Here is an 18,538-nt window from a genome sequence, read left to right on the forward strand (position 1 = left end):
GAACGGGTCCTGCCCGTTCCGGAAGTCCCGGGCCCAGCGCGAGGCCCCGACCTGCGGTTCCGGGAACGCGACAGGGCCGTGCGCCGGCGCGGCGGTGCTCGGCTGGACCCTGTGCACGCGGTGCAGACTAGTCCGATCGGGTGATGCTCGGGTAGCCGGCGGGTGGCCGGGACCCGAAATCTAGAGCGGCAGCAGGTCGAACCCTCCCAGGAACGGCAGGGCGCCGGCGGACTGCAACGCCGCCGCCGACAGCCACACCGACAGCAGCGTGATCAACGGCCCGACGATGGCCATCTCGACCGTCCCGCCGGTCTGCATGCGCATGATCTTCGGCGGCGCGACCGGGAACCACGTCTTGCCGGCCAGCGGGATCGGCCACAGGATCGGGCAGCCCTGCTCGGTGATCGCGTCGCCCAGGTAGTGGGCGACGCACCCGATGCCGACCGCCACGCCGCACGCCGCCGCGCTGGCCGGCGTCTGGGCCGTCCACGCCACGCAGACGACCGTGATCACGCCGGACACGACCGTGATGAGCAGCGCGTCCTTCTGCGGGCACCAGTCGTTCATGATCCCGCGCACGGCCAGACCCGCGAACACGAACATCAACGCCGGCAGCGCCCACTTCTGGGACTGCTGGACCACGGCGGTCGTGCCCACGGCGGCGGCCAGCGCGAACACCAGCGTGTGCGTGAGGCCCCGGTGCCCGCCGTCGCGATTGGAGTCCTTGCGGGTGCGCGTGGCCCGGTAGACCCACGAGCTGACGGTGTTGATCGCCGCCGACGCGCCCGCGCTGACCGGCCCGAACGTGCGCGATATGGTCGAGGACGGGTGGTCGAGGTCCGGCAGCAGCGCCGCACCGGTGGCCAGCACGGCGCCGACGGCCCAGCTCTGCGGGCTGAGCTGACCGATGGGATGGTTGTCGGCGAGCGCGGTCACCGCCGCCCAAGCCAGTAAGCCGCTCATGGCGTGCGTGGGTCCGGTCGACATGGTGCCCCCTCCAAGATCGTGTCCAGGAGGCTAAGGCATTGTGACCCCGTTCCCATTTAAGCCGTGGTGGGACACAAGCAGCCGGACATAGCAGTACGCTTGTCTTGCTTGCACTGTCGCGAGAGGAGCGCCCTGAGTATGGGCAAGATCAAGGTTCAGGGAACCGTCGTCGAACTCGACGGCGACGAGATGACCCGGATCATCTGGCAGTTCATCAAGGACAAGCTGATCCACCCGTACCTGGACGTCAACCTCGAGTACTACGACCTGGGCATCCAGCACCGGGACGACACCGAGGACCAGGTCACGATCGACGCGGCGCACGCCATCAAGAAGCACGGCGTCGGCGTCAAGTGCGCCACGATCACGCCGGACGAGGCGCGGGTCGAGGAGTTCGGCCTGAAGAAGATGTGGGTCTCGCCCAACGGCACGATCCGCAACATCCTCGGCGGCGTCGTCTTCCGCGAGCCGATCATCATCAGCAACATCCCGCGGCTGGTGCCGGGCTGGACCAAGCCGATCATCATCGGCCGCCACGCCCACGGCGACCAGTACAAGGCCACCAACTTCAAGGTGCCGGGCGCGGGCCAGCTGACCATCACGTTCACGCCGGAGGACGGCTCCGAGCCGATCCAGCACGTCGTGGCCAACTACGGCCCCGACGGCGGCGTCGCGCTGGGCATGTACAACTTCAACAAGTCCATCGAGGACTTCGCGCGCGCCTCGTTCGCCTACGGGTTGCAGCGCAACTACCCGGTGTACATGTCGACGAAGAACACGATCCTCAAGGCGTACGACGGCGCCTTCAAGGACATCTTCCAGCACGTGTTCGACACCGAGTTCAAGACGCAGTTCGAGGCCGCCGGCCTGACCTACGAGCACCGGCTGATCGACGACATGGTCGCCGCCGCGCTCAAGTGGGAGGGCGGCTACGTCTGGGCGTGCAAGAACTACGACGGTGACGTGCAGTCCGACACCGTGGCGCAGGGCTTCGGCTCGCTGGGCCTGATGACCTCGGTGCTGATGACGCCGGACGGCAAGACCGTCGAGGCCGAGGCGGCGCACGGCACGGTCACCCGCCACTACCGCCAGCACCAGGCCGGCAAGCCGACCTCCACCAACCCGATCGCGTCGATCTACGCGTGGACCGGTGGCCTGAAGCACCGCGGCAAGCTGGACGGCACCCCCGAGGTCACCGGCTTCGCCGAGACCCTGGAGAAGGTCATCATCGAGACCGTCGAGAGCGGCAAGATGACCAAGGACCTGGCCCTGCTGGTGGGCCCGGACCAGGAGTGGCTGACCACCGAGGACTTCCTCGGCACGCTGGACGAGAACCTGCAGAAGCGCATGGCTGGCTGAGTCCGATCGGCCGAACGAGGGGGACCGCTTCCGGGCGGTCCCCCTCGCGCGTTCCGGGGCTAGCCTCGACACCATGAGCGTGCGCGAACGGGCGGGCAGCCGGTGGCTGCGCCGCTTCGCCGCGCAAGTCGCCGGCCGGGTGATCGAGGACAGCGTCGTGCTGGGCATGTGGGGCACGGCCGCGACGGGCAAGACCGCCCTGGTGGCCGCGCTGGCCGCGGGTGTTCCGGTCGCGGCCTGGGACCGCCGGCCCGCCCGCGCCCTGGCACACCTGTTCGGCACCGGCGTGGCCACCCGCAAGGACCGTGAAGCGCTCGGCCGGCTGCTCCAGCGCCTCGCCGAGCTGCGCCGCCGGGTCGACGCGTGGCGGGCCGGCCGCCCCACCCGCTCCGCAGTCCGGATCGAGTTCCGGGTGCGCACCTCCCGGCCACCGGGCCGGGCGCTCGTCTCCTCCCGTCACGTGACGCGTGGCCCCGACGTCCCGCGAACGACCCCAGCCATGGTCGTCCGCGGGTAGCCGTGCGCTCCCGCCCTGTCGGTCGGGAGCCCTCGATGTCGCCGGAACTGCTCGTCGCTCTGGTCCAGTCCAAGGCGTTCACCACGTTGGTGGTGTTGGTCTGCCTGTGGCAGCTCAAGGTGCTGGTGCAGGCCGTGCCCGCGGTGACGCGTGCGCTCGACCGGCGTCGCGCCACGCGCGAGGCCCTGCGCGCGAAGACCAAGGCCGAGCGCGACCACGCGTGCGAGGTGCTGCGGATACTCCACGGCGAGGGCAACGGCGACCCGCCGCCCGAGTTGGGGTGACCGGGGCGTGACCGGGTCACTCGTTCGGTTCCCCTGCCGGGTGGATTCGGTTCGCAGACGTTCAGCAACGGCCTCCGTCGCGCTATATCTGCACTTCAGGAGCAGTGTGCGGGGAGGCGTGGGCGATGTTGGGCATTCCGTTGCGCGGCATGATCGTGATCGGGGTCCTGGGTGCGGCCGGGTTGATGTACGTGGCCAACGGCGGCAAGCAGCTCGGCCCCGAGCAGTTGACCGGGGAGTGCAGGGTGACCGTCACGGCGGACATCCTCAACGTCCGCTCCGGACCGGCGGACACCCAGCCCATCGTGGCGACCGTCCAGCGCGACGCCGTGGTGAAGGCGGAACGCACCGTGCAGAACGGGTTCCGCCTGCTCTCCGACGGCCGGTGGGTCAACGACCAGTTCGTGACGCCGACCTCGGACAGCGATTGCGCTTAGATGGGCCCATGTTCTTCCGATGGCGGACGTCCCGGCGCAACGAGGTCACGATGTGCGCCTGCGAGCCCGAGTGGCCCGAGCTGCGCGCGGAACTCGACGGCCACGAGGTGCGCGGCGTCCCCTCGCCCGGGGGCAGCAGCCCCATGGTGCTGTTCCTGGGACTGGTCGCGACGTGCGCCCGGTGCGGCGCGGTGTACCCGCACGGGTGGGCCGTCGCCGGCCGCGATTAGGCTCCTGCACCGTGCTGACCGTCTCCACCGTGAACGTCAACGGCCTGCGCGCCGCCGCCAAGAAGGGCTACCTGGAGTGGCTCGCCGCGACCACGGCGGACGTCGTGTGCATCCAGGAGGTCCGGGCCGAACCCGGCCAGCTGACCGACGAGGTGCGCGCCCCGGAGGGCTGGCACACCGCCCACGCCCATTCGGAGCTCAAGGGCCGCAACGGCGTGGCCGTCCTGACGCGTGAGGAGCCGCAGGCGGTGCGGGTCGGGTTCGGCGCGGCGGAGTTCGAGCTCTCGGGCCGGTACGTCGAGGTCGAGCTGGCGGACGTCGTCGTCGGCAGCCTGTACCTGCCCAGCGGCGACGTCGGCACGCCCCGGCAGGACGAGAAGGAGCGGTTCATGGCCGCGTTCCTGCCGTACCTGGTGGAGCTGCGCGAGAAGGCGGCGGCCGACGGGCGCGAGGTCGTGGTGTGCGGCGACTGGAACATCGCCCACCGCGAGGCCGACCTGAAGGCGTGGAAGACCAACCAGAAGTCGTCGGGCTTCCTGCCGTCGGAACGGGCGTGGCTGAGCGACGTCTTCTCGTCCGGTTACGTGGACGTGGTGCGCTCCCTGCACCCGGACGTGGCGGGCCCGTACTCGTGGTGGTCCTACCGGGGCAAGGCCTTCGACAACGACTCCGGCTGGCGCATCGACTACCAGGTGGCGACGGAGGGCCTGGCGGCCCGGGCGACCAGTGCGGTCGTCGAGCGGGCGGCGACGTACGGCGAGCGGTGGTCGGACCACGCGCCGGTGACGGTCACTTTTGACTGGCCGAGGACCTGAGATCGGGCACAATCGTGGCCGGGAGGTGACGAGGGTGCACCCGATCATCGCGGCCAACCTGCGCGAGGTGGAAGACCTGTGCCGGCGGCTGGGTGTCCGCCGTCTCGACGTCTTCGGGTCGGCGGTCGGTGAGTCGTTCGATCCCGAGTCGAGCGACGTGGACATCCTCGTGGAGTTCGACACCCGACCGGGGTTCGACCACTTCGGCAGCTACTTCTCCCTGAAGGAAGGGCTGGAACAGGTCTTCGGACGCCCGGTCGACCTCGTGAACAGCTCCAGCATCCGCAACCCGTACTTCCGAGAGCAGGTCATGGAGACCAGGGAAACGCTTTATGCGGCGTGATCCCCGCGCGTACCTGTGGGACGCGTTGCACGCCGCCGAACTGCTGTCCGAGTTCACCCAGGGCAGGACTTTCACGCACTACCAGGCGGACGCGATGCTGCGCTCCGCGGTCGAGCGCCAGTTCGAGATCATCGGGGAAGCGCTGAACAACCTCTCGAAGGTCGATGCCGACCTCGCGGCGGCGGTTCCGGAGTTGCGGCGCATCGTGGCATTTCGCAACATCTTGATCCACGGCTACGCCACCGTGGATGATGCTCTCGTGTGGCAGGTCCTGACCGAGAAGCGGCCCGGTTTGGAACGAACGCTCCGTGAATTGCTCGCCGAGCGTGACCGATGAGCCGTTCGACGTACGGCGAGCGGTGGTCGGACCACGCGCCGGTGACGGTGACCTATGCCTGAGTCGCTGGACGAGGTGCGGGCCGGGATCGACGGGATCGACGCGCAGTTGGTGCGGTTGCTCGCGGAGCGCCAAGGGCTGGTCAAGGCGGCTGCCGCGTTCAAGAAGGACGAGGACGCCGTGCGGGCGCCCGACCGGGTCGCGCAGGTGATCGCCAAGGTGCGGGCGAAGGCGGCGGACGCCGGATTGTCGCCCGAGGTGGCCGAGGCCGTGTGGCGGGCCATGATCGGGGCGTTCATCGAACTGGAGTTGGCCGAGCACCGGCGCTGAGCTGCACCGGTCCACCCGACGATCGTCTTCGCTCGTTCGGCCCCACTTCACCCGGAGTTCGTGACCGCGCCCCGCAAATCATGAAACTCTTTCACTCCTCGACGGGTGAAGGGCGGGCGAATGATCAACCGACGGCGTTTCCTCCAGGCCACCGGGTTCGCGGGCGCGACGCTGCTGTGGAGCGGCGCCCCCTCCTGGGCCGCCACGACCGGCACGACGCTGGACGTCGCGGCCACCGCCACCGGCACCGGTTACCGCAGGCTCGCCGCCGGGCCCGGCTGGCCGCTGGTGGTCCGCCCGGACCTCGCCCCGCCCGACCCCGCCCGCCGGGACCGCCGCACGCCGCTCGCGTGCTTCGTCCAGTTCACCGACATGCACATGGTGGACACCCAGAGCCCCGCCCGCTTCGAGTACACCCACCCGCTGCTCGGCGCGGGCGCGTTCCGGGCGCACGAGACCCTCGCCCAGCACACCAGCGCCGCCCTGGTCCGCAAGGTCAACACCATCCGGACCGGCCCGTTCACCGGCCGCCCGATCGACTTCATGATGACCACGGGCGACAACACCGACAACCACGAACAGGTCGAGCTGGACTGGTTCCTCACCGTCCTCAACGGCGGCCGGATCACCGCCAACACCGGCGACCCCGCGCGCTACGAAGGCGTGCAGAACTCGGGCGTCAAGGCCTACTGGAACCCGGCCGGACCGGGCGACGACTACCAGGACAAGGGCTTCCCGCGCCTGCCGCACCTCCTCGACGCCGCCATCCGCCCGTTCGACAGCCCCGGCCTGCGCATCCCGTGGTACTGCACGTTCGGCAACCACGACGACAGCGTCGTCGGCTCGCTCCCGGACGGCATCCCGTTCCTCGACGCCCTCTACACCGGCGACCGCAAGGTCATGGGCTTCGCGCAGGCCGAGAGCGCCCGCATCGCCCGCGCCATGACCGACCCCGCCCACGCCGCCGACGCCGCGACCGTCCTGGCCTCCAACGCCGGCCTGGTCCGCACGGTCACCCCGGACGCGCGCCGGAAACCGTTCAGCACAGCGGAATTCGTCCGCGCGCACCTCGACCCGCGCAACACCGGCCCCGGACCCGTCGGCCACGGTTTCACCGACGACAACGCCGACGGCATCGACGTCTTCTACACGTTCCGCATCGCGCCGGGCGTCACCGGCATCAGCCTGGACACCACCACGATGGCGGGCTTCGCGGACGGCTCGATCGGCCTGCACCAGTACCTGTGGTTGGAAAAGACGTTGCGCCGCAACAGTTCCCGCTACTACGACGTGTTCGGCGTCCAACACCGCCAGTCGGTGACCGACGAGCTGTTCATCCTCTTCAGCCACCACACCAGCTGGACCATGGGCAACGTCCTGCCCGACCGCCGCCGCCCCCTCGACCCGCGCCTGGCCGGTGACGCGCTGGTGTCCCTGCTCAAGCGCTTCCCGAACGTCGTCGCCTGGGTCAACGGCCACACCCACGAGAACCGCATCGTCCCGCACGGCGCCGGCGACCGGGCGTTCTGGGAGATCAACACCGCCGCCCACGTCGACCACCCGCAGCACGCCCGGATCATCGAACTGGCCGACAACGGCGACGGCACCCTGTCCCTGTTCACCACGCTCGTGGAACCGGACGCCCCCTACGCGACCGACTACGACGACACGAGCGCGGCCGGCCTGGCGTCCCTGGCCCGCGAATTCGCCTTGAACGACCCGCACGCCAACGCCGGCGCGGTCGGGGCCCTGACCGACCGCAACACGGAACTGCTGGTAGCGGGCCGCTCACCCGTGCGCTGACTCCGCCCCGCCCCCGGAAGGGTCGGCACCGTGCCGCACATCACTCCAAGTCAGAGGAGGAATACGAGCGGCCTACTGTCGTTGACGTGACCGTGGACATCTCGATCACCCCGCCCGAGCCCAAGCCGAGCGCGGCGGCCATGCGGCGCGCCCTGCGCCGGGCCGCCGACGGCGCTGTCCTGGACGTGACCGAGGCGTCCGTGCTGCTGCACGCGCGTGGTGACGACCTGGACGCCCTGCTGGACGCGGCGGGCCGAGTGCGGGACGCGCACCTGCTCGCCGAGGGCCGGCCCGGGGTGGTGACCTACAGCCGCAACGCGTTCATCCCGCTGACCCGGCTGTGCCGCGACCGCTGCCACTACTGCACGTTCGCGACCGTCCCGCACAAGCTGCCCGCCGCGTTCCTGGAGCGCGACGAGGTGCTGGAGATCGCCCGCGCCGCCGCCGCGCAGGGGTGCAAGGAAGCCCTGTTCACGCTGGGTGACCGGCCCGAGGAGCGCTGGCCGCAGGCGCGCGAGTGGCTGGAGGCGCGCGGCTACTCCTCGACGCTGGACTACGTGCGCGCGTCGGCGATCGCGGTGCTGGAGGAGACCGGCCTGCTGCCGCACCTCAACCCCGGCGTGCTGAGCTGGGAGGAGTTGCAGCGGCTGCGGCCGGTCGCGGCCAGCATGGGCATGATGCTGGAGACCACGGCCGAGCGGCTGTGGTCGGAGAAGGGCGGCCCGCACCACGGGTCGCCGGACAAGGAACCCGCCGTCCGCCTGCGGGTGCTCACCGACGCGGGACGGGTGAACGTCCCGTTCACCACCGGCATCCTGATCGGCATCGGCGAGACGATCACCGAGCGCGCCGAGTCGCTGCTGGCCATGCGCGCGCTGGCCAAGCAGTACGGGCACATCCAGGAAGTGATCATCCAGAACTTCCGCGCCAAGCCGGACACGGCCATGCGCGGCATGCCCGACGCCGACCTGCGCGAACTGGCCGCGACGATCGCGGTGGCGCGGCTGGTCATGCCGTCCTCGACCAGCGTCCAGGCCCCGCCGAACCTGGTGGGCGACGAGTTCGGCCTGATGCTGCGGGCGGGCATCGACGACTGGGGCGGCGTGTCCCCGGTGACGCCCGACCACGTCAACCCGGAACGGCCGTGGCCGCACGTGGACGTGCTCGACGCGGAGACGAAGGCCGCCGGTTACGCGCTGCGCGAGCGCCTGGCGGTCTACCCGCGGTACGTGCGGGCGACCGCCGGCCAGTGGATCGACACCCGCCTGACCGGGCACGTCCAGGCGCTGGCGCTGGCCGACGGCCTGGCCGACCCGGACGCGCCGGTCGTGGGCCGGGAGTGGCAGGAGCCCGACGGCGGCCTCGACACCTACGGCCGCGCGGACCTGAACACGGCGATCGACACCGAGGGCCGCACCGGCGACCGGCGCGGCGACTTCGACTCCGTCTACGGCGACTGGTCGTCGCTGAGCGTCCCGAAGGCCGTGGAACGGCTCCCCGAGGACACCGCGCGGGCGTTGCGGCTCGCGGCCGACGACCCGGCGCGGCTGCTGGAGGACACGGCGGCGGCGATGGCGCTGCTGACCGCCGACGGCGAGGCGCTGGAGACCATGGCGCGGCTGGCCGACGACCTGCGCCGCGACGTCGTGGGCGACGACGTCACCTACGTGGTGAACCGGAACATCAACTTCTCCAACGTCTGCTACGTCGGGTGCCGGTTCTGCGCGTTCGCCCAGCGCGAGCGGGACGCCGACGCGTTCCGGCTCAGCGTGGACGAGGTCGCCGACCGGGCGCGGGAGGCGTGGGACGCGGGCGCCACCGAGGTGTGCATGCAGGGCGGCATCGACCCGAAGCTGCCGGTCACGTACTACGCGGACGTCGTGCGGGCCATCAAGGCGCGGGTGCCCGGGATGCACGTCCACGCGTTCAGCCCGATGGAGATCGTCTCCGCCGCCGCGAAGGCGGGCGTGAGCGTGAAGGAGTGGCTGACCGAGCTGGCCGCCGCCGGCCTGGACACCATCCCGGGCACCGCCGCCGAGATCCTCGACGACGACGTGCGGTGGGTGCTGACCAAGGGCAAGCTGCCCGCGGCGACGTGGCTGGAGGTCGTCGCGACCGCGCACGAGGTGGGCATCCGGTCGTCGTCCACGATGATGTACGGCCACGTCGACCACCCGGGCCACTGGCTGGGCCACTTCCGGACCCTGGCCGCGTTGCAGGACCGCACCGGTGGCCTGACGGAGTTCGTCGGGTTGCCGTTCGTGCACCGCAACGCGCCGATCTACCTGGCGGGCGTCGCGCGCCCCGGGCCCACCCGGCGGGACAACCGGGCGGTGCACGCGTTCGCGCGGCTGGCGCTGCACGGGCGGATCGACAACGTGCAGGTGTCGTGGGTGAAGCTCGGCGACGAGGGCACGGCGGAGGTGCTGCGCGGCGGTGCCAACGACCTGGGCGGGACGCTGATGGAGGAGACCATCAGCCGCATGGCGGGGTCCGAACACGGGTCGTCCCGTACCGTCGAACAGCTGCACGCGACTGCGGCGTTGGCAGGACGCCCGGCCAGGCAGCGGACTACGACATATGGCCGAGTGGACGCTGTGAGGTAACCCCCAAGGGCGACCGGGTGATCGCGGCTGGCTAGTCTGCCGTCCGGTCGCGTTTCACCCGAATTCGACACGCGGAGCCCCACAGCTTCGGTAGGTTCGCGGCCGTCCGTCAACAAGGTTCACCCGTACGTGGTGGGTGACGCGTTGCGAGGAGGCTCGGCAGTGCGCGGTCGCAGTGCAGCACTGGGTGTGGTCGTGGGCACGGTGTCGACGCTGGTCACCACGGGTGTGGCGACGGCGGGCACGACCGTGGTCGCGGCGGCCCCGGTGTCGTTGAACGCGCCCGTCGGTATCGCGGCGGTGGCGTTCGGCGTGGTCGGCCTGGTGACGGGCCTGATCCGCCGCCGGCGCGCGGTGCAGCGCGTCGAGTCCGGCCCGAACGCGCGCGTCGAGCCGGTGCAGCCGACCGAACCCGCGGTGACCCTGCCGACGACCGCCCTCCCCACCCCGGCCCTGGACGCCGCGAAGAGCTGACCCCGCCGGCCTGCTGCCGGCTTCCGCACGCTGCCGGCTTCCGCACGCCGCCGGCTTCCGCACGCTGCTGGCTTCGCGTGGTCCGTTTTGTCGGTCCCCCGTGAGATGATCGACTCGGGGGCCGGAGGCCACGCCCGCGCATTCCGAACCGCCGAAGCTGCCGCCCAGGGGCCGCCGCCACTCAGGGGCCGCCGAAGCCGCCGCACTGACCACGAACCGTCGCTGCGCGCCCACCGCTGCCGCCTGTCCGCCGCGCCGCCTGTCCGCCCGCGCCGCTCGGGGCCGGCGCTCGCCTCGCGCTGCCGCCGCCCAAGCCGCCCCCCGCGCGCGGTGTGAAGCGGCAGTACGGGCGGCGGTGCGGGCGCGTGGTGGTCGCGGGCGTGCCGGGGCGTGCGGCGGTGGTGCGGCGTGGCGGCGGTGGCGGGGGGCTTTCCAGCGGAGCGGTGGCGGGGTGCTTTCCAGCGGAGCGGGGGTGGGTGGGCCGGCCGGGTTCCGGGGTGTGGGGGGTGCCTGGGAGAATTCCGCGCGTGTCTGCTGCGAACACCGCTGAGAGCCAGGCCACTCCGGTGAGCCGCCCCCGCGTCCTGTCCGGCATCCAGCCGACGGCCGGGTCGTTCCACCTCGGCAACTACCTCGGCGCGATCCGGCAGTGGGTCGCCCTGCAGGAGACGCACGACGCGTTCTACTGCGTCGTCGACCTGCACGCGATCACCGTCGAGCAGGACCCCAAGGTGCTCCGGCAGAACACGCGCACCTCCGCCGCCCAGCTGCTCGCCCTCGGCATCGACCCCGACAGCGCCACGCTGTTCGTCCAGAGCCACGTCCCCGAGCACGCCCAGCTCGGCTGGGTCCTCCAGTGCCTCACCGGGTTCGGCGAGGCCAGTCGGATGACGCAGTTCAAGGACAAGTCCGCCCGCCAGGAGGCCCAGGTCGGCGTCGGCCTGTTCACATACCCGATCCTCCAGGCCGCGGACATCCTGCTATACAACGCCCACCACGTCCCCGTCGGCGAGGACCAGCGGCAGCACCTCGAACTCACCCGCGACCTCGCGCAGCGGTTCAACACGCGCTACGGCAAGACGTTCCGGCTGCCCGAGGCGTACATCGTCAAGGACACCGCCAAGATCTACGACCTCCAGGACCCGACGGCCAAGATGAGCAAGTCCGTGCCCACCGGCGTGGTCGAGCTGCTGGAGGACGTCAAGCGGTCCGCCAAGAAGATCCGGTCGGCCGTCACCGACACCGGCCGGGAGATCACCTACGACCCCGAGCACAAGCCCGGCGTCAGCAACCTCCTGGTCATCTACTCCGCCCTCTCCGGCCGGACGGTCGAGGACCTGGTCGCCGACTACGACGGCAAGGGCTACGGGGACCTGAAGAAGGACCTCGGCGAGGTGTTCACCGAGTTCGTCACGCCGGTGCAGGAGAAGGTCGCCACCTACCTCGCCGACCCGGCCGAGCTGGACAAGGTCCTCGCCAAGGGCGCCGAACGGGCCCGCGAGGTGGCCGGCAAGACCCTCGCCCGCGCCTACGACAAGGTGGGGTTCCTGCCGAGTGGCGCGTGATCACGCGAACCCCTAGCGTCTGAGACCGTGGCGGAAGAGTCCAAGCTCGACAGGCTGCGCCGCGAGCGCCCGTGGCTCGACCACCTGGTCCGCGCCGGCGAACGCTATTCCAAGCAGTACGGCGCGCACTACGCCGCCGCGGTGACGTACTTCAGCGTGCTGTCGCTCGTGCCGATGCTCATGATCGGCTTCGCGATCGCCGGTTTCGTGCTGTCCTCGCAGCCCGAGCTGCTGGACGAGCTGAAGCGGAGCATCGCCGAGAACGTCCCCGGCGCGCTGGGCGACACCATCAACGACGTCGTCAAGCAGGCCGTCGAGTCCAAGGGCACGGTCGGCGTGTTCGGCCTGCTCGGCGCCGCCTACTCCGGCCTGGGCTGGATGAGCAACCTGCGCGACGCCCTCACCGCCCAGTGGGGCCACGCCAAGGAAGACCTGCCGTTCCTCAAGACCGCCCTGAAGGACCTGCTGGCGCTGGTCAGCCTCGGCGTCGCGCTGGTCGTGTCGTTCGGCCTGACCGCCGTGGGCAGCGGGTTCGCCGAGCTGGTGCTGGAGTTCGTCGGCCTGGACGGCGTGTGGTGGGCCGAGGCGCTGCTCAAGATCGGCACGATCGTGCTCGCGCTGGCCGCGAACTGGCTGGTCTTCCTGTGGGTGCTGGCCAAGCTGCCGCGCAAGCCGGTCGGCTGGCGCAGCGCGCTCAAGGGCGCCGCCGCCGCGGCCATCGGGTTCGAGGTGCTCAAGCAGGTCGGGACGATCTACCTGACCACCGTCACGTCCTCGCCCGCCGGGGTCGCGTTCGGCCCGATCATCGGTGTCCTGGTGTTCGCGAACCTGGTGGCCCAGTTCCTGCTGTTCATCACGGCCTGGACGGCGACCGCCCGGGAGAACCTGCTCAAGGACCCGCCCCAGCCGCCGCCCCCGGCGGTCATCCGGCCCGTGGTGGAGGTCGCGAAGACCCCCAGCGCCCGCGCCGCCGCCGGACTGGTCGGCGCGGGGCTGGTGGCCGGACTGCTGTTCCGCAGGCGCTGATCAGGTCCAGAAGACCGCGAGTGCGACGTTCACCACGACCAGGCCGACCAGCGTCTGCGGCAGCCACGACGGCGCCTTCGGCTTGTTCAGGTTCGCCGCGGCCAGGCCGCCGATCACGACCAGGACCACCAGCTTGATGCCGAGCTTCATGTGGTTGTAGTCCGCGTCGGTCAGCGGGGCGAGCGCGTACAGCGCCACGCCGGTGACCAGCTGGAGACCGACACCGTGCAGCCAGCCCTTGTTCAGCGGCGCGTCCCCGCCCGCCCGGTTCTGGACGAAGAACATCGCGACGAGCATTGCCATGCCCAGCAGGTGCAGGAACACCAGCAACAGGCGCACGAACTCCACGGCGGAGCCTCCAGGGGTGTGTGGTGGATTACTTGCGGGACGCGCGGGCGGCCCGCAGGCCGCGCACGCCGAGCACCCCGATGATCGTGCCGAACGTGAGCGACGCGACGACGAGCACCAGGTGCACGGTGAAGAACGCGGTCGGGCCGGCGTCCCACGAACGGGGGTCCTTCCAGATGTTGCGCAGGAAGGTCGGCCAGATCACCCAGGACCACACCCCGAAGGCCACCAGGAACAGCGACATGCCGCGGGAGAGCTTCACGGATGCAGTATCGGACGTGGCGGGTGCACGTCACTCAACCGGGGTGGATAGCCTGGGCGGGTGCGTTCCCCCGCGACACGACGGCCTGTAGCCACGGCCCTGGCTGCCTGCACGCTGTTGGCCACCGCAGTGTTCGGTGCGTCCCCGGCGCAGGCCCAGCCGGCCCCGTGCGACAACCGGGTGTCACCGCCGCCTGCGGTGGACACGTCCGAACAGGTGCCCCCGGGCACCCAACCGCCACGCCCGCTGGAGGTGCCGGAGAACCCGGTGGGCGGCGAGCGGCTGGGCGAGTGCGGCCTGGTGCTGCCCGCCAACGCCCAGAAGCTCCCGGACGACATCAGCGCCCGGACGTGGCTGGTGGCCGACATGGACTCCGGCGCCGTCCTGGCCGCCTACGACCCGCACGGCCGCCAACGGCCCGCGTCGGTCATCAAGGTGCTGCTGGCGATGGTGGTGGCCAAGGAGCTGTCCCCGGACGCCACGGTCGCCGCGACCCAGGAGGACGTCGACCAGGAGTGCACGTGCGTTGGCCTGCGGGTCGGCGCCGAGTACACCGTGGAGCAGCTCCTGCAGTCGCTGGTCATGGCGTCGGGCAACGACGTGGCCCACGCGCTGGCCAGGCGGCTGGGCGGCCTGCCCAGCGCCATCCGCAAGATGAACGCGCTGGCGGCCGAGCTGGGGGCCCTGGACACCCGCGCGGTCACGCCGTCGGGCCTGGACGCGCCGGGCACCAGCACGTCGGCCTACGACGTCGCCCTGATCTTCCGCGCGGCCATGAAGTACCCGGACTTCGCCAAGGCCGTGGTCCTGCAGAAGATCGACTTCCCGGCCAAGACCGGCGTCGGCACCGTGCCGGTCTACAACGACAACAAGCTGCTCACCTCGTACGAGGGCGCTTTGGGCGGGAAGTCCGGTTTCACCGACGACGCCCAGCACACGTACGTGGGCGCGGCCGAGCGCGACGGTCGGCGGCTGGTGGTCGTGCTGCTGCGCGGCCAGCAATCGCCCGTGCGCATGACCGACCAGGCCGCGCGCCTGCTCGACTGGGGCTTCGCGCTGCCCAAGGACGCCTCGGTGGGCCGCCTGGTGGACGGCGCGCCGCAGGCCAAGAAGAAGACCACCGAGCCCAAGCCGACGCCGACCAGCGCGGCGGTGGGGCAGGTCGCCGAGACCCGTGCGACGCAGGACGCGGCGATGGACAAGGCCTTCGGGACCGTGGGCCTGCCCATCACGGCCGTGGCGGGCCTGGGCCTGGTGCTCGCCTTCGTGCTGTACCTGCGCAGCCGCCGGGCGAAGGCGGCCCGTGCCGCCCGTGCGGCGGCGCAGGCCTCGCAGACCTCGGGCTGATCGGCGGAGGACGCGAAAAAGGGGCCGGACGCGGAAGCGTCCGGCCCCTTTTTCGCTTGCCTGTCTCAGACGCGCTTGAAGAGCAGTGCGCGCTTGACTTCCTGGATCGCCTTGGTGACCTGGATGCCACGCGGGCAGGCGTCGGTGCAGTTGAACGTCGTCCGGCAGCGCCACACGCCGTCGATGTCGTTCAGGATGTCCAAGCGCTCCTCGGCGCCTTCGTCACGCGAGTCGAAGATGAAGCGGTGCGCGTTGACGATCGCGGCCGGGCCGAAGTACGAGCCCTCGGTCCAGTAGACCGGGCACGACGTGGTGCAGCAGGCGCACAGGATGCACTTGGTCGTGTCGTCGAAGCGCTCCCGGTCGGCCACCGACTGGATGCGCTCACGGGTCGGCTCGTTGCCGTAAGTGATCAGGTACGGCTTGACCGCCTTGAACGCCTCGAAGAACGGCTCCATGTCGACCAGCAGGTCCTTGTTCACCGGCAGGCCCTTGATGGGCTCGATGGTGATCGTGGTCTGCTTGCCCTTCGGGGCCAGGAGGTCCTTCAGCAGCACCTTGCAGGCCAGCCGGTTCACGCCGTTGATGCGCATGGCGTCCGAGCCGCAGATGCCGTGGGCGCAGGAGCGGCGGAAGGTCAGCGTGCCGTCCAGGTACCACTTGACGTAGTGCAGCAGGTTCAGCACGCGGTCCGACGGGAGGGCCGGGATCTCGAAGGAGTCCCAGCGCGGCTCGTCGTCCACCTCCGGGTTGAACCGGCGGACCTTCAGGGTGACGGTGATGGCGCCGTCCGGCACCGGGGGCTGGGAGCCGCGCGAGCCGGTGGACACTTCAGCGGTAGCGGTCATCAGTACTTGCGCTCCATCGGCTGGTACCGGGTGAACGTCACGGGCTTGTAGTCCAGGCGGATGTCCGCCGTCAGGCCCTCACCCTGCTTGTAGTACATGCTGTGGCGCATGAAGTTCGTGTCGTCGCGGTTCGGGTAGTCCTCGCGGGCGTGGCCGCCGCGGGACTCCTTGCGCGCCAGCGCGCCGACCACCAGGACCTCGGCCAGCTCCAGCAGGAAGCCCAGCTCGACGGCCTCCAGCAGGTCGGTGTTGAACCGCTTGCCCTTGTCCTGCACCGTGATCCGCTGGTACCGCTCCTTGAGCGCCTGCACGTCGTGCAGCGCCTGCTTGAGCGTGTCCTCCGTGCGGTACACCGAGGCGTTCTTGTCCATCGTGGCCTGGAGTTCGGTGCGGATGTCCGCGACCCGCTCGTGGCCGTGCTCGGACAGCACCAGCGCGACCTGCTCCTCGACCACCTTGGCGGGGTTCTCCGGCAGGTCCACGTGCTCGTGGCTGTTGGCGTACTCCGCGGCGGCGATGCCCGCGCGCCGGCCGAACACGTTGATGTCCAACAGGGAGTTGGTGCCCAGGCGGTTCGCGCCGTGCACCGAGACGCACGCGCACTCGCCCGCCGCGTACAGGCCGGGGACGATGTGGTCGTTGTCCCGCAGCACCTCGCCGTGCACGTTGGTGGGGATGCCGCCCATCGCGTAGTGCGCGGTCGGGTACACCGGCACCGGCTCCTTCACCGGGTCGACCGCGAGGTACGTGCGGGCGAACTCGGTGATGTCGGGCAGCTTGGTCTCCAGGACCTCCGCGCCCAGGTGCGTGCAGTCCAGCAGCACGTAGTCCTTGTTCGGGCCGGCGCCGCGGCCCTCGATGACCTCCAGGGCCATCGACCGGGCGACGATGTCGCGCGGCGCGAGGTCCTTGATGGTCGGGGCGTAGCGCTCCATGAACCGCTCGCCGGACGCGTTGCGCAGGATCGCGCCCTCGCCGCGGGCGCCCTCGGTGAGCAGGATGCCCAGGCCCGCGAGACCGGTCGGGTGGAACTGGTAGAACTCCATGTCCTCCAGGGGCAGGCCCTTGCGGAAGACGATGCCCATGCCGTCGCCGGTCAGCGTGTGGGCGTTGGAGGTGGTCTTGAAGACCTTGCCGAAACCGCCCGTGGCGAACACGACCGACTTGGCGTGGAAGACGTGGATCTCGCCGGTCGCCAGCTCGTAGGCCACCGCGCCGGTGCAGACCGGGCCGTCCTCGGTCTCGGTCAGGCAGATGTCGAGCACGTAGAACTCGTTGAAGAACTCGATGCCGTGCTTGACGCAGTTCTGGTACAGCGTCTGGAGGATCATGTGGCCGGTGCGGTCGGCCGCGTAGCAGGCCCGGCGCACGGCCGCCTCGCCGTGGTTGCGGGTGTGGCCGCCGAACCGCCGCTGGTCGATCTTGCCCTCGGGCGTCCGGTTGAACGGCAGGCCCATCTTCTCCAGGTCGAGGACCGCGTCGATGGCCTCCTTCGCCATGATCTCGGCGGCGTCCTGGTCGACCAGGTAGTCGCCGCCCTTGATCGTGTCGAAGGTGTGCCACTCCCAGTTGTCCTCCTCCACGTTCGCCAGCGCGGCGCACATGCCGCCCTGCGCGGCGCCCGTGTGGGAGCGGGTGGGGTAGAGCTTGGTGAGCACCGCCGTGCGGGCGCGCTGACCGGACTCGATCGCGGCGCGCATCCCGGCGCCGCCGGCGCCGATGATCACGACGTCGTACTTGTGGAACTGCATGTCGTGGTACTCCCCGCGGCGGGTCAGTCGGTGATGTTCGGGTCGAAGGTGAAGATCACGTACGTGCCGAGGCTGATGATCAGCACCATCGAGACGTAGAGCAGCACCTTGAGCCAGAACCGGGTCGCGTCCTTGCGGGCGTAGTCGTTGATGACCGTGCGCAGCCCGTTGCCGCCGTGGATCTGCGCCAGCCACAGCATCGCCAGGTCCCAGAACTGCCAGAACGGCGAGGCCCAGCGGCCGGCGACGAAGCCGAAGTTGATGCGGTGCACACCGCCGTCGAGGACGTTCATGATGAACAGGTGGCCGAGCACCAGCACCACGAGCGCCACGCCCGAGATGCGCATGAACAGCCAGCTGTACAGCTCGCCGTTGCTGCGGCGGGCGGCGGGGCGGCGCGGGGAGCGCGGCTTGTCCAGGGTCAGTTCGCTCATGTCAGTGACCCCCGAACATCTCGGACACCGTGCGGACCAGCATGAAGTAGGTGCCCGGGATCATCACGAGCACCCAGAGGCCGAGGATCGCCCACAGCATCTGGCGCTGGTAGCGGGGACCCTTCTCCCAGAAGTCGACGAGCATCACGCGGATGCCGTTGAGCGCGTGGTAGAGCACCGCCCCGACGAGGCCGACCTCGAACAGGTTGACGATCGGGTTCTTGTAGGTCTCGATGACCTTGTCGTACGCGTCCGGCGACACGCGCACCAGCGCGGTGTCCAGGACGTGCGCGAACAGGAAGAAGAACGTCAACACACCGGTGATGCGGTGGGCGACCCAGGACCACATGCCCAGATCGCCACGGTAGAGCGTGCCGCCTCCCTTGGAGGTGCCCGACCGCTCGGTTGCGGTGGTGCCGGCCATGCGCAACGGCC

22 protein-coding genes are annotated in these 18,538 nt (G+C 70.5%); 15 read left to right on the forward strand and 7 right to left on the reverse strand.

The features are described from left to right. Nucleotides 1-180: 180 nt before the first annotated feature. A complete protein-coding gene (locus ABD126_RS20560) occupies nt 181-987 on the reverse strand; it encodes a metal-dependent hydrolase (protein WP_343935474.1) in 807 nt (268 codons plus the stop codon). A 138-nt stretch (nt 988-1,125) separates the two neighbouring features. Here ABD126_RS20560 and ABD126_RS20565 point away from each other — a divergent pair, with 138 nt between their 5' ends. The 14 genes from ABD126_RS20565 (at nt 1,126) to yhjD (ending at nt 13,113) form a co-directional block, all read left to right on the forward strand. After that, nucleotides 1,126-2,346, forward strand: a complete 1,221-nt coding sequence (locus ABD126_RS20565; protein ID WP_343935475.1) for an NADP-dependent isocitrate dehydrogenase — start codon at nt 1,126-1,128, stop codon at nt 2,344-2,346. Next, on the forward strand, nt 2,339-2,863 hold the full coding sequence (locus ABD126_RS20570) for a VMAP-C domain-containing protein (protein ID WP_343935505.1): 525 nt from the start codon (nt 2,339-2,341) through the stop codon (nt 2,861-2,863). Before ABD126_RS20565 ends, ABD126_RS20570 begins: the two co-directional genes overlap by 8 nt. 35 nt (nt 2,864-2,898) lie before the next feature. After that, nucleotides 2,899-3,147 carry a hypothetical protein gene (locus tag ABD126_RS20575; protein WP_343935476.1) on the forward strand — a complete coding sequence of 83 codons (249 nt, stop codon included), beginning with the start codon at nt 2,899-2,901 and terminating at the stop codon, nt 3,145-3,147. 125 nt (nt 3,148-3,272) lie between these two features. Beyond that, the gene (locus ABD126_RS20580) at nt 3,273-3,584 is read left to right on the forward strand and encodes an SH3 domain-containing protein (protein WP_343935477.1); all 312 of its coding nucleotides are present in this window, start codon (nt 3,273-3,275) and stop codon (nt 3,582-3,584) included. 8 nt (nt 3,585-3,592) lie between these two features. Then, the gene (locus ABD126_RS20585) at nt 3,593-3,814 is read left to right on the forward strand and encodes a hypothetical protein (RefSeq protein WP_343935478.1); all 222 of its coding nucleotides are present in this window, start codon (nt 3,593-3,595) and stop codon (nt 3,812-3,814) included. 11 nt (nt 3,815-3,825) lie between these two features. Then, nucleotides 3,826-4,629, forward strand: a complete 804-nt coding sequence (locus ABD126_RS20590; protein ID WP_343935479.1) for an exodeoxyribonuclease III — start codon at nt 3,826-3,828, stop codon at nt 4,627-4,629. A gap of 34 nt (nt 4,630-4,663) precedes the next feature. After that, the gene (locus ABD126_RS20595) at nt 4,664-4,972 is read left to right on the forward strand and encodes a nucleotidyltransferase family protein (protein WP_343935480.1); all 309 of its coding nucleotides are present in this window, start codon (nt 4,664-4,666) and stop codon (nt 4,970-4,972) included. Continuing rightward, complete coding sequence (locus ABD126_RS20600) at nt 4,962-5,309, forward strand: HepT-like ribonuclease domain-containing protein (RefSeq protein ID WP_343935481.1); 348 nt, start codon at nt 4,962-4,964, stop codon at nt 5,307-5,309. The genes ABD126_RS20595 and ABD126_RS20600 overlap by 11 nt, the downstream gene beginning before the upstream one ends. A 54-nt stretch (nt 5,310-5,363) precedes the next feature. After that, complete coding sequence (locus ABD126_RS20605; RefSeq protein ID WP_343935482.1) at nt 5,364-5,639, forward strand: chorismate mutase; 276 nt, start codon at nt 5,364-5,366, stop codon at nt 5,637-5,639. 120 nt (nt 5,640-5,759) lie between these two features. Beyond that, complete coding sequence (locus tag ABD126_RS20610) at nt 5,760-7,442, forward strand: TIGR03767 family metallophosphoesterase (RefSeq protein ID WP_343935483.1); 1,683 nt, start codon at nt 5,760-5,762, stop codon at nt 7,440-7,442. Between the two features lie 86 nt (nt 7,443-7,528). Further along, nucleotides 7,529-10,048, forward strand: coding sequence for a bifunctional FO biosynthesis protein CofGH (locus ABD126_RS20615; protein ID WP_343935484.1), 2,520 nt, complete (start codon nt 7,529-7,531; stop codon nt 10,046-10,048). Between the two features lie 162 nt (nt 10,049-10,210). Then, the gene (locus ABD126_RS20620; RefSeq protein ID WP_343935485.1) at nt 10,211-10,522 is read left to right on the forward strand and encodes a hypothetical protein; all 312 of its coding nucleotides are present in this window, start codon (nt 10,211-10,213) and stop codon (nt 10,520-10,522) included. A 527-nt stretch (nt 10,523-11,049) separates the two neighbouring features. Beyond that, a complete protein-coding gene (gene trpS, locus ABD126_RS20625; RefSeq protein ID WP_343935486.1) occupies nt 11,050-12,087 on the forward strand; it encodes a tryptophan--tRNA ligase in 1,038 nt (345 codons plus the stop codon). Nucleotides 12,088-12,114: 27 nt separating this feature from the next. Further along, nucleotides 12,115-13,113: an inner membrane protein YhjD gene (yhjD, locus tag ABD126_RS20630; RefSeq protein ID WP_343935487.1), complete on the forward strand. Its 999-nt coding sequence runs from the start codon at nt 12,115-12,117 to the stop codon at nt 13,111-13,113. Here the strand turns inward: yhjD and ABD126_RS20635 are convergent, their stop codons facing one another. Beyond that, on the reverse strand, nt 13,114-13,461 hold the full coding sequence (locus ABD126_RS20635) for a hypothetical protein (protein ID WP_343935488.1): 348 nt from the start codon (nt 13,459-13,461) through the stop codon (nt 13,114-13,116). It abuts the gene before it with no gap. Between the two features lie 28 nt (nt 13,462-13,489). Beyond that, nucleotides 13,490-13,723, reverse strand: a complete 234-nt coding sequence (locus tag ABD126_RS20640) for an SCO4848 family membrane protein (RefSeq protein WP_343935489.1) — start codon at nt 13,721-13,723, stop codon at nt 13,490-13,492. 198 nt (nt 13,724-13,921) lie between these two features. Here ABD126_RS20640 and ABD126_RS20645 point away from each other — a divergent pair, with 198 nt between their 5' ends. Then, nucleotides 13,922-15,070: a D-alanyl-D-alanine carboxypeptidase family protein gene (locus ABD126_RS20645; RefSeq protein WP_343935490.1), complete on the forward strand. Its 1,149-nt coding sequence runs from the start codon at nt 13,922-13,924 to the stop codon at nt 15,068-15,070. A 65-nt stretch (nt 15,071-15,135) separates the two neighbouring features. Here ABD126_RS20645 and ABD126_RS20650 read toward each other — a convergent pair whose 3' ends face one another. From ABD126_RS20650 to sdhC, 4 genes are read right to left on the reverse strand one after another with little or no spacing between them, the layout of a single operon-like run. Further along, nucleotides 15,136-15,918, reverse strand: a complete 783-nt coding sequence (locus ABD126_RS20650; protein WP_343935491.1) for a succinate dehydrogenase iron-sulfur subunit — start codon at nt 15,916-15,918, stop codon at nt 15,136-15,138. Next, nucleotides 15,918-17,669 carry a succinate dehydrogenase flavoprotein subunit gene (gene sdhA, locus ABD126_RS20655; protein WP_343935492.1) on the reverse strand — a complete coding sequence of 584 codons (1,752 nt, stop codon included), beginning with the start codon at nt 17,667-17,669 and terminating at the stop codon, nt 15,918-15,920. The genes ABD126_RS20650 and sdhA overlap by 1 nt, the downstream gene beginning before the upstream one ends. Before the next feature lie 23 nt (nt 17,670-17,692). After that, nucleotides 17,693-18,103 carry a succinate dehydrogenase hydrophobic membrane anchor subunit gene (locus ABD126_RS20660; protein WP_343935493.1) on the reverse strand — a complete coding sequence of 137 codons (411 nt, stop codon included), beginning with the start codon at nt 18,101-18,103 and terminating at the stop codon, nt 17,693-17,695. A gap of 1 nt (nt 18,104) precedes the next feature. Beyond that, entirely contained in the window at nt 18,105-18,527 is a 423-nt protein-coding gene (gene sdhC, locus ABD126_RS20665; protein WP_309112503.1) for a succinate dehydrogenase, cytochrome b556 subunit, read from the reverse strand. Nucleotides 18,528-18,538 lie beyond the last annotated feature (11 nt).

The sequence above is a fragment of the Saccharothrix mutabilis subsp. mutabilis genome, assembly GCF_039521145.1.
Taxonomy (GTDB): Bacteria; Actinomycetota; Actinomycetes; order Mycobacteriales; family Pseudonocardiaceae; genus Actinosynnema; species Actinosynnema mutabilis.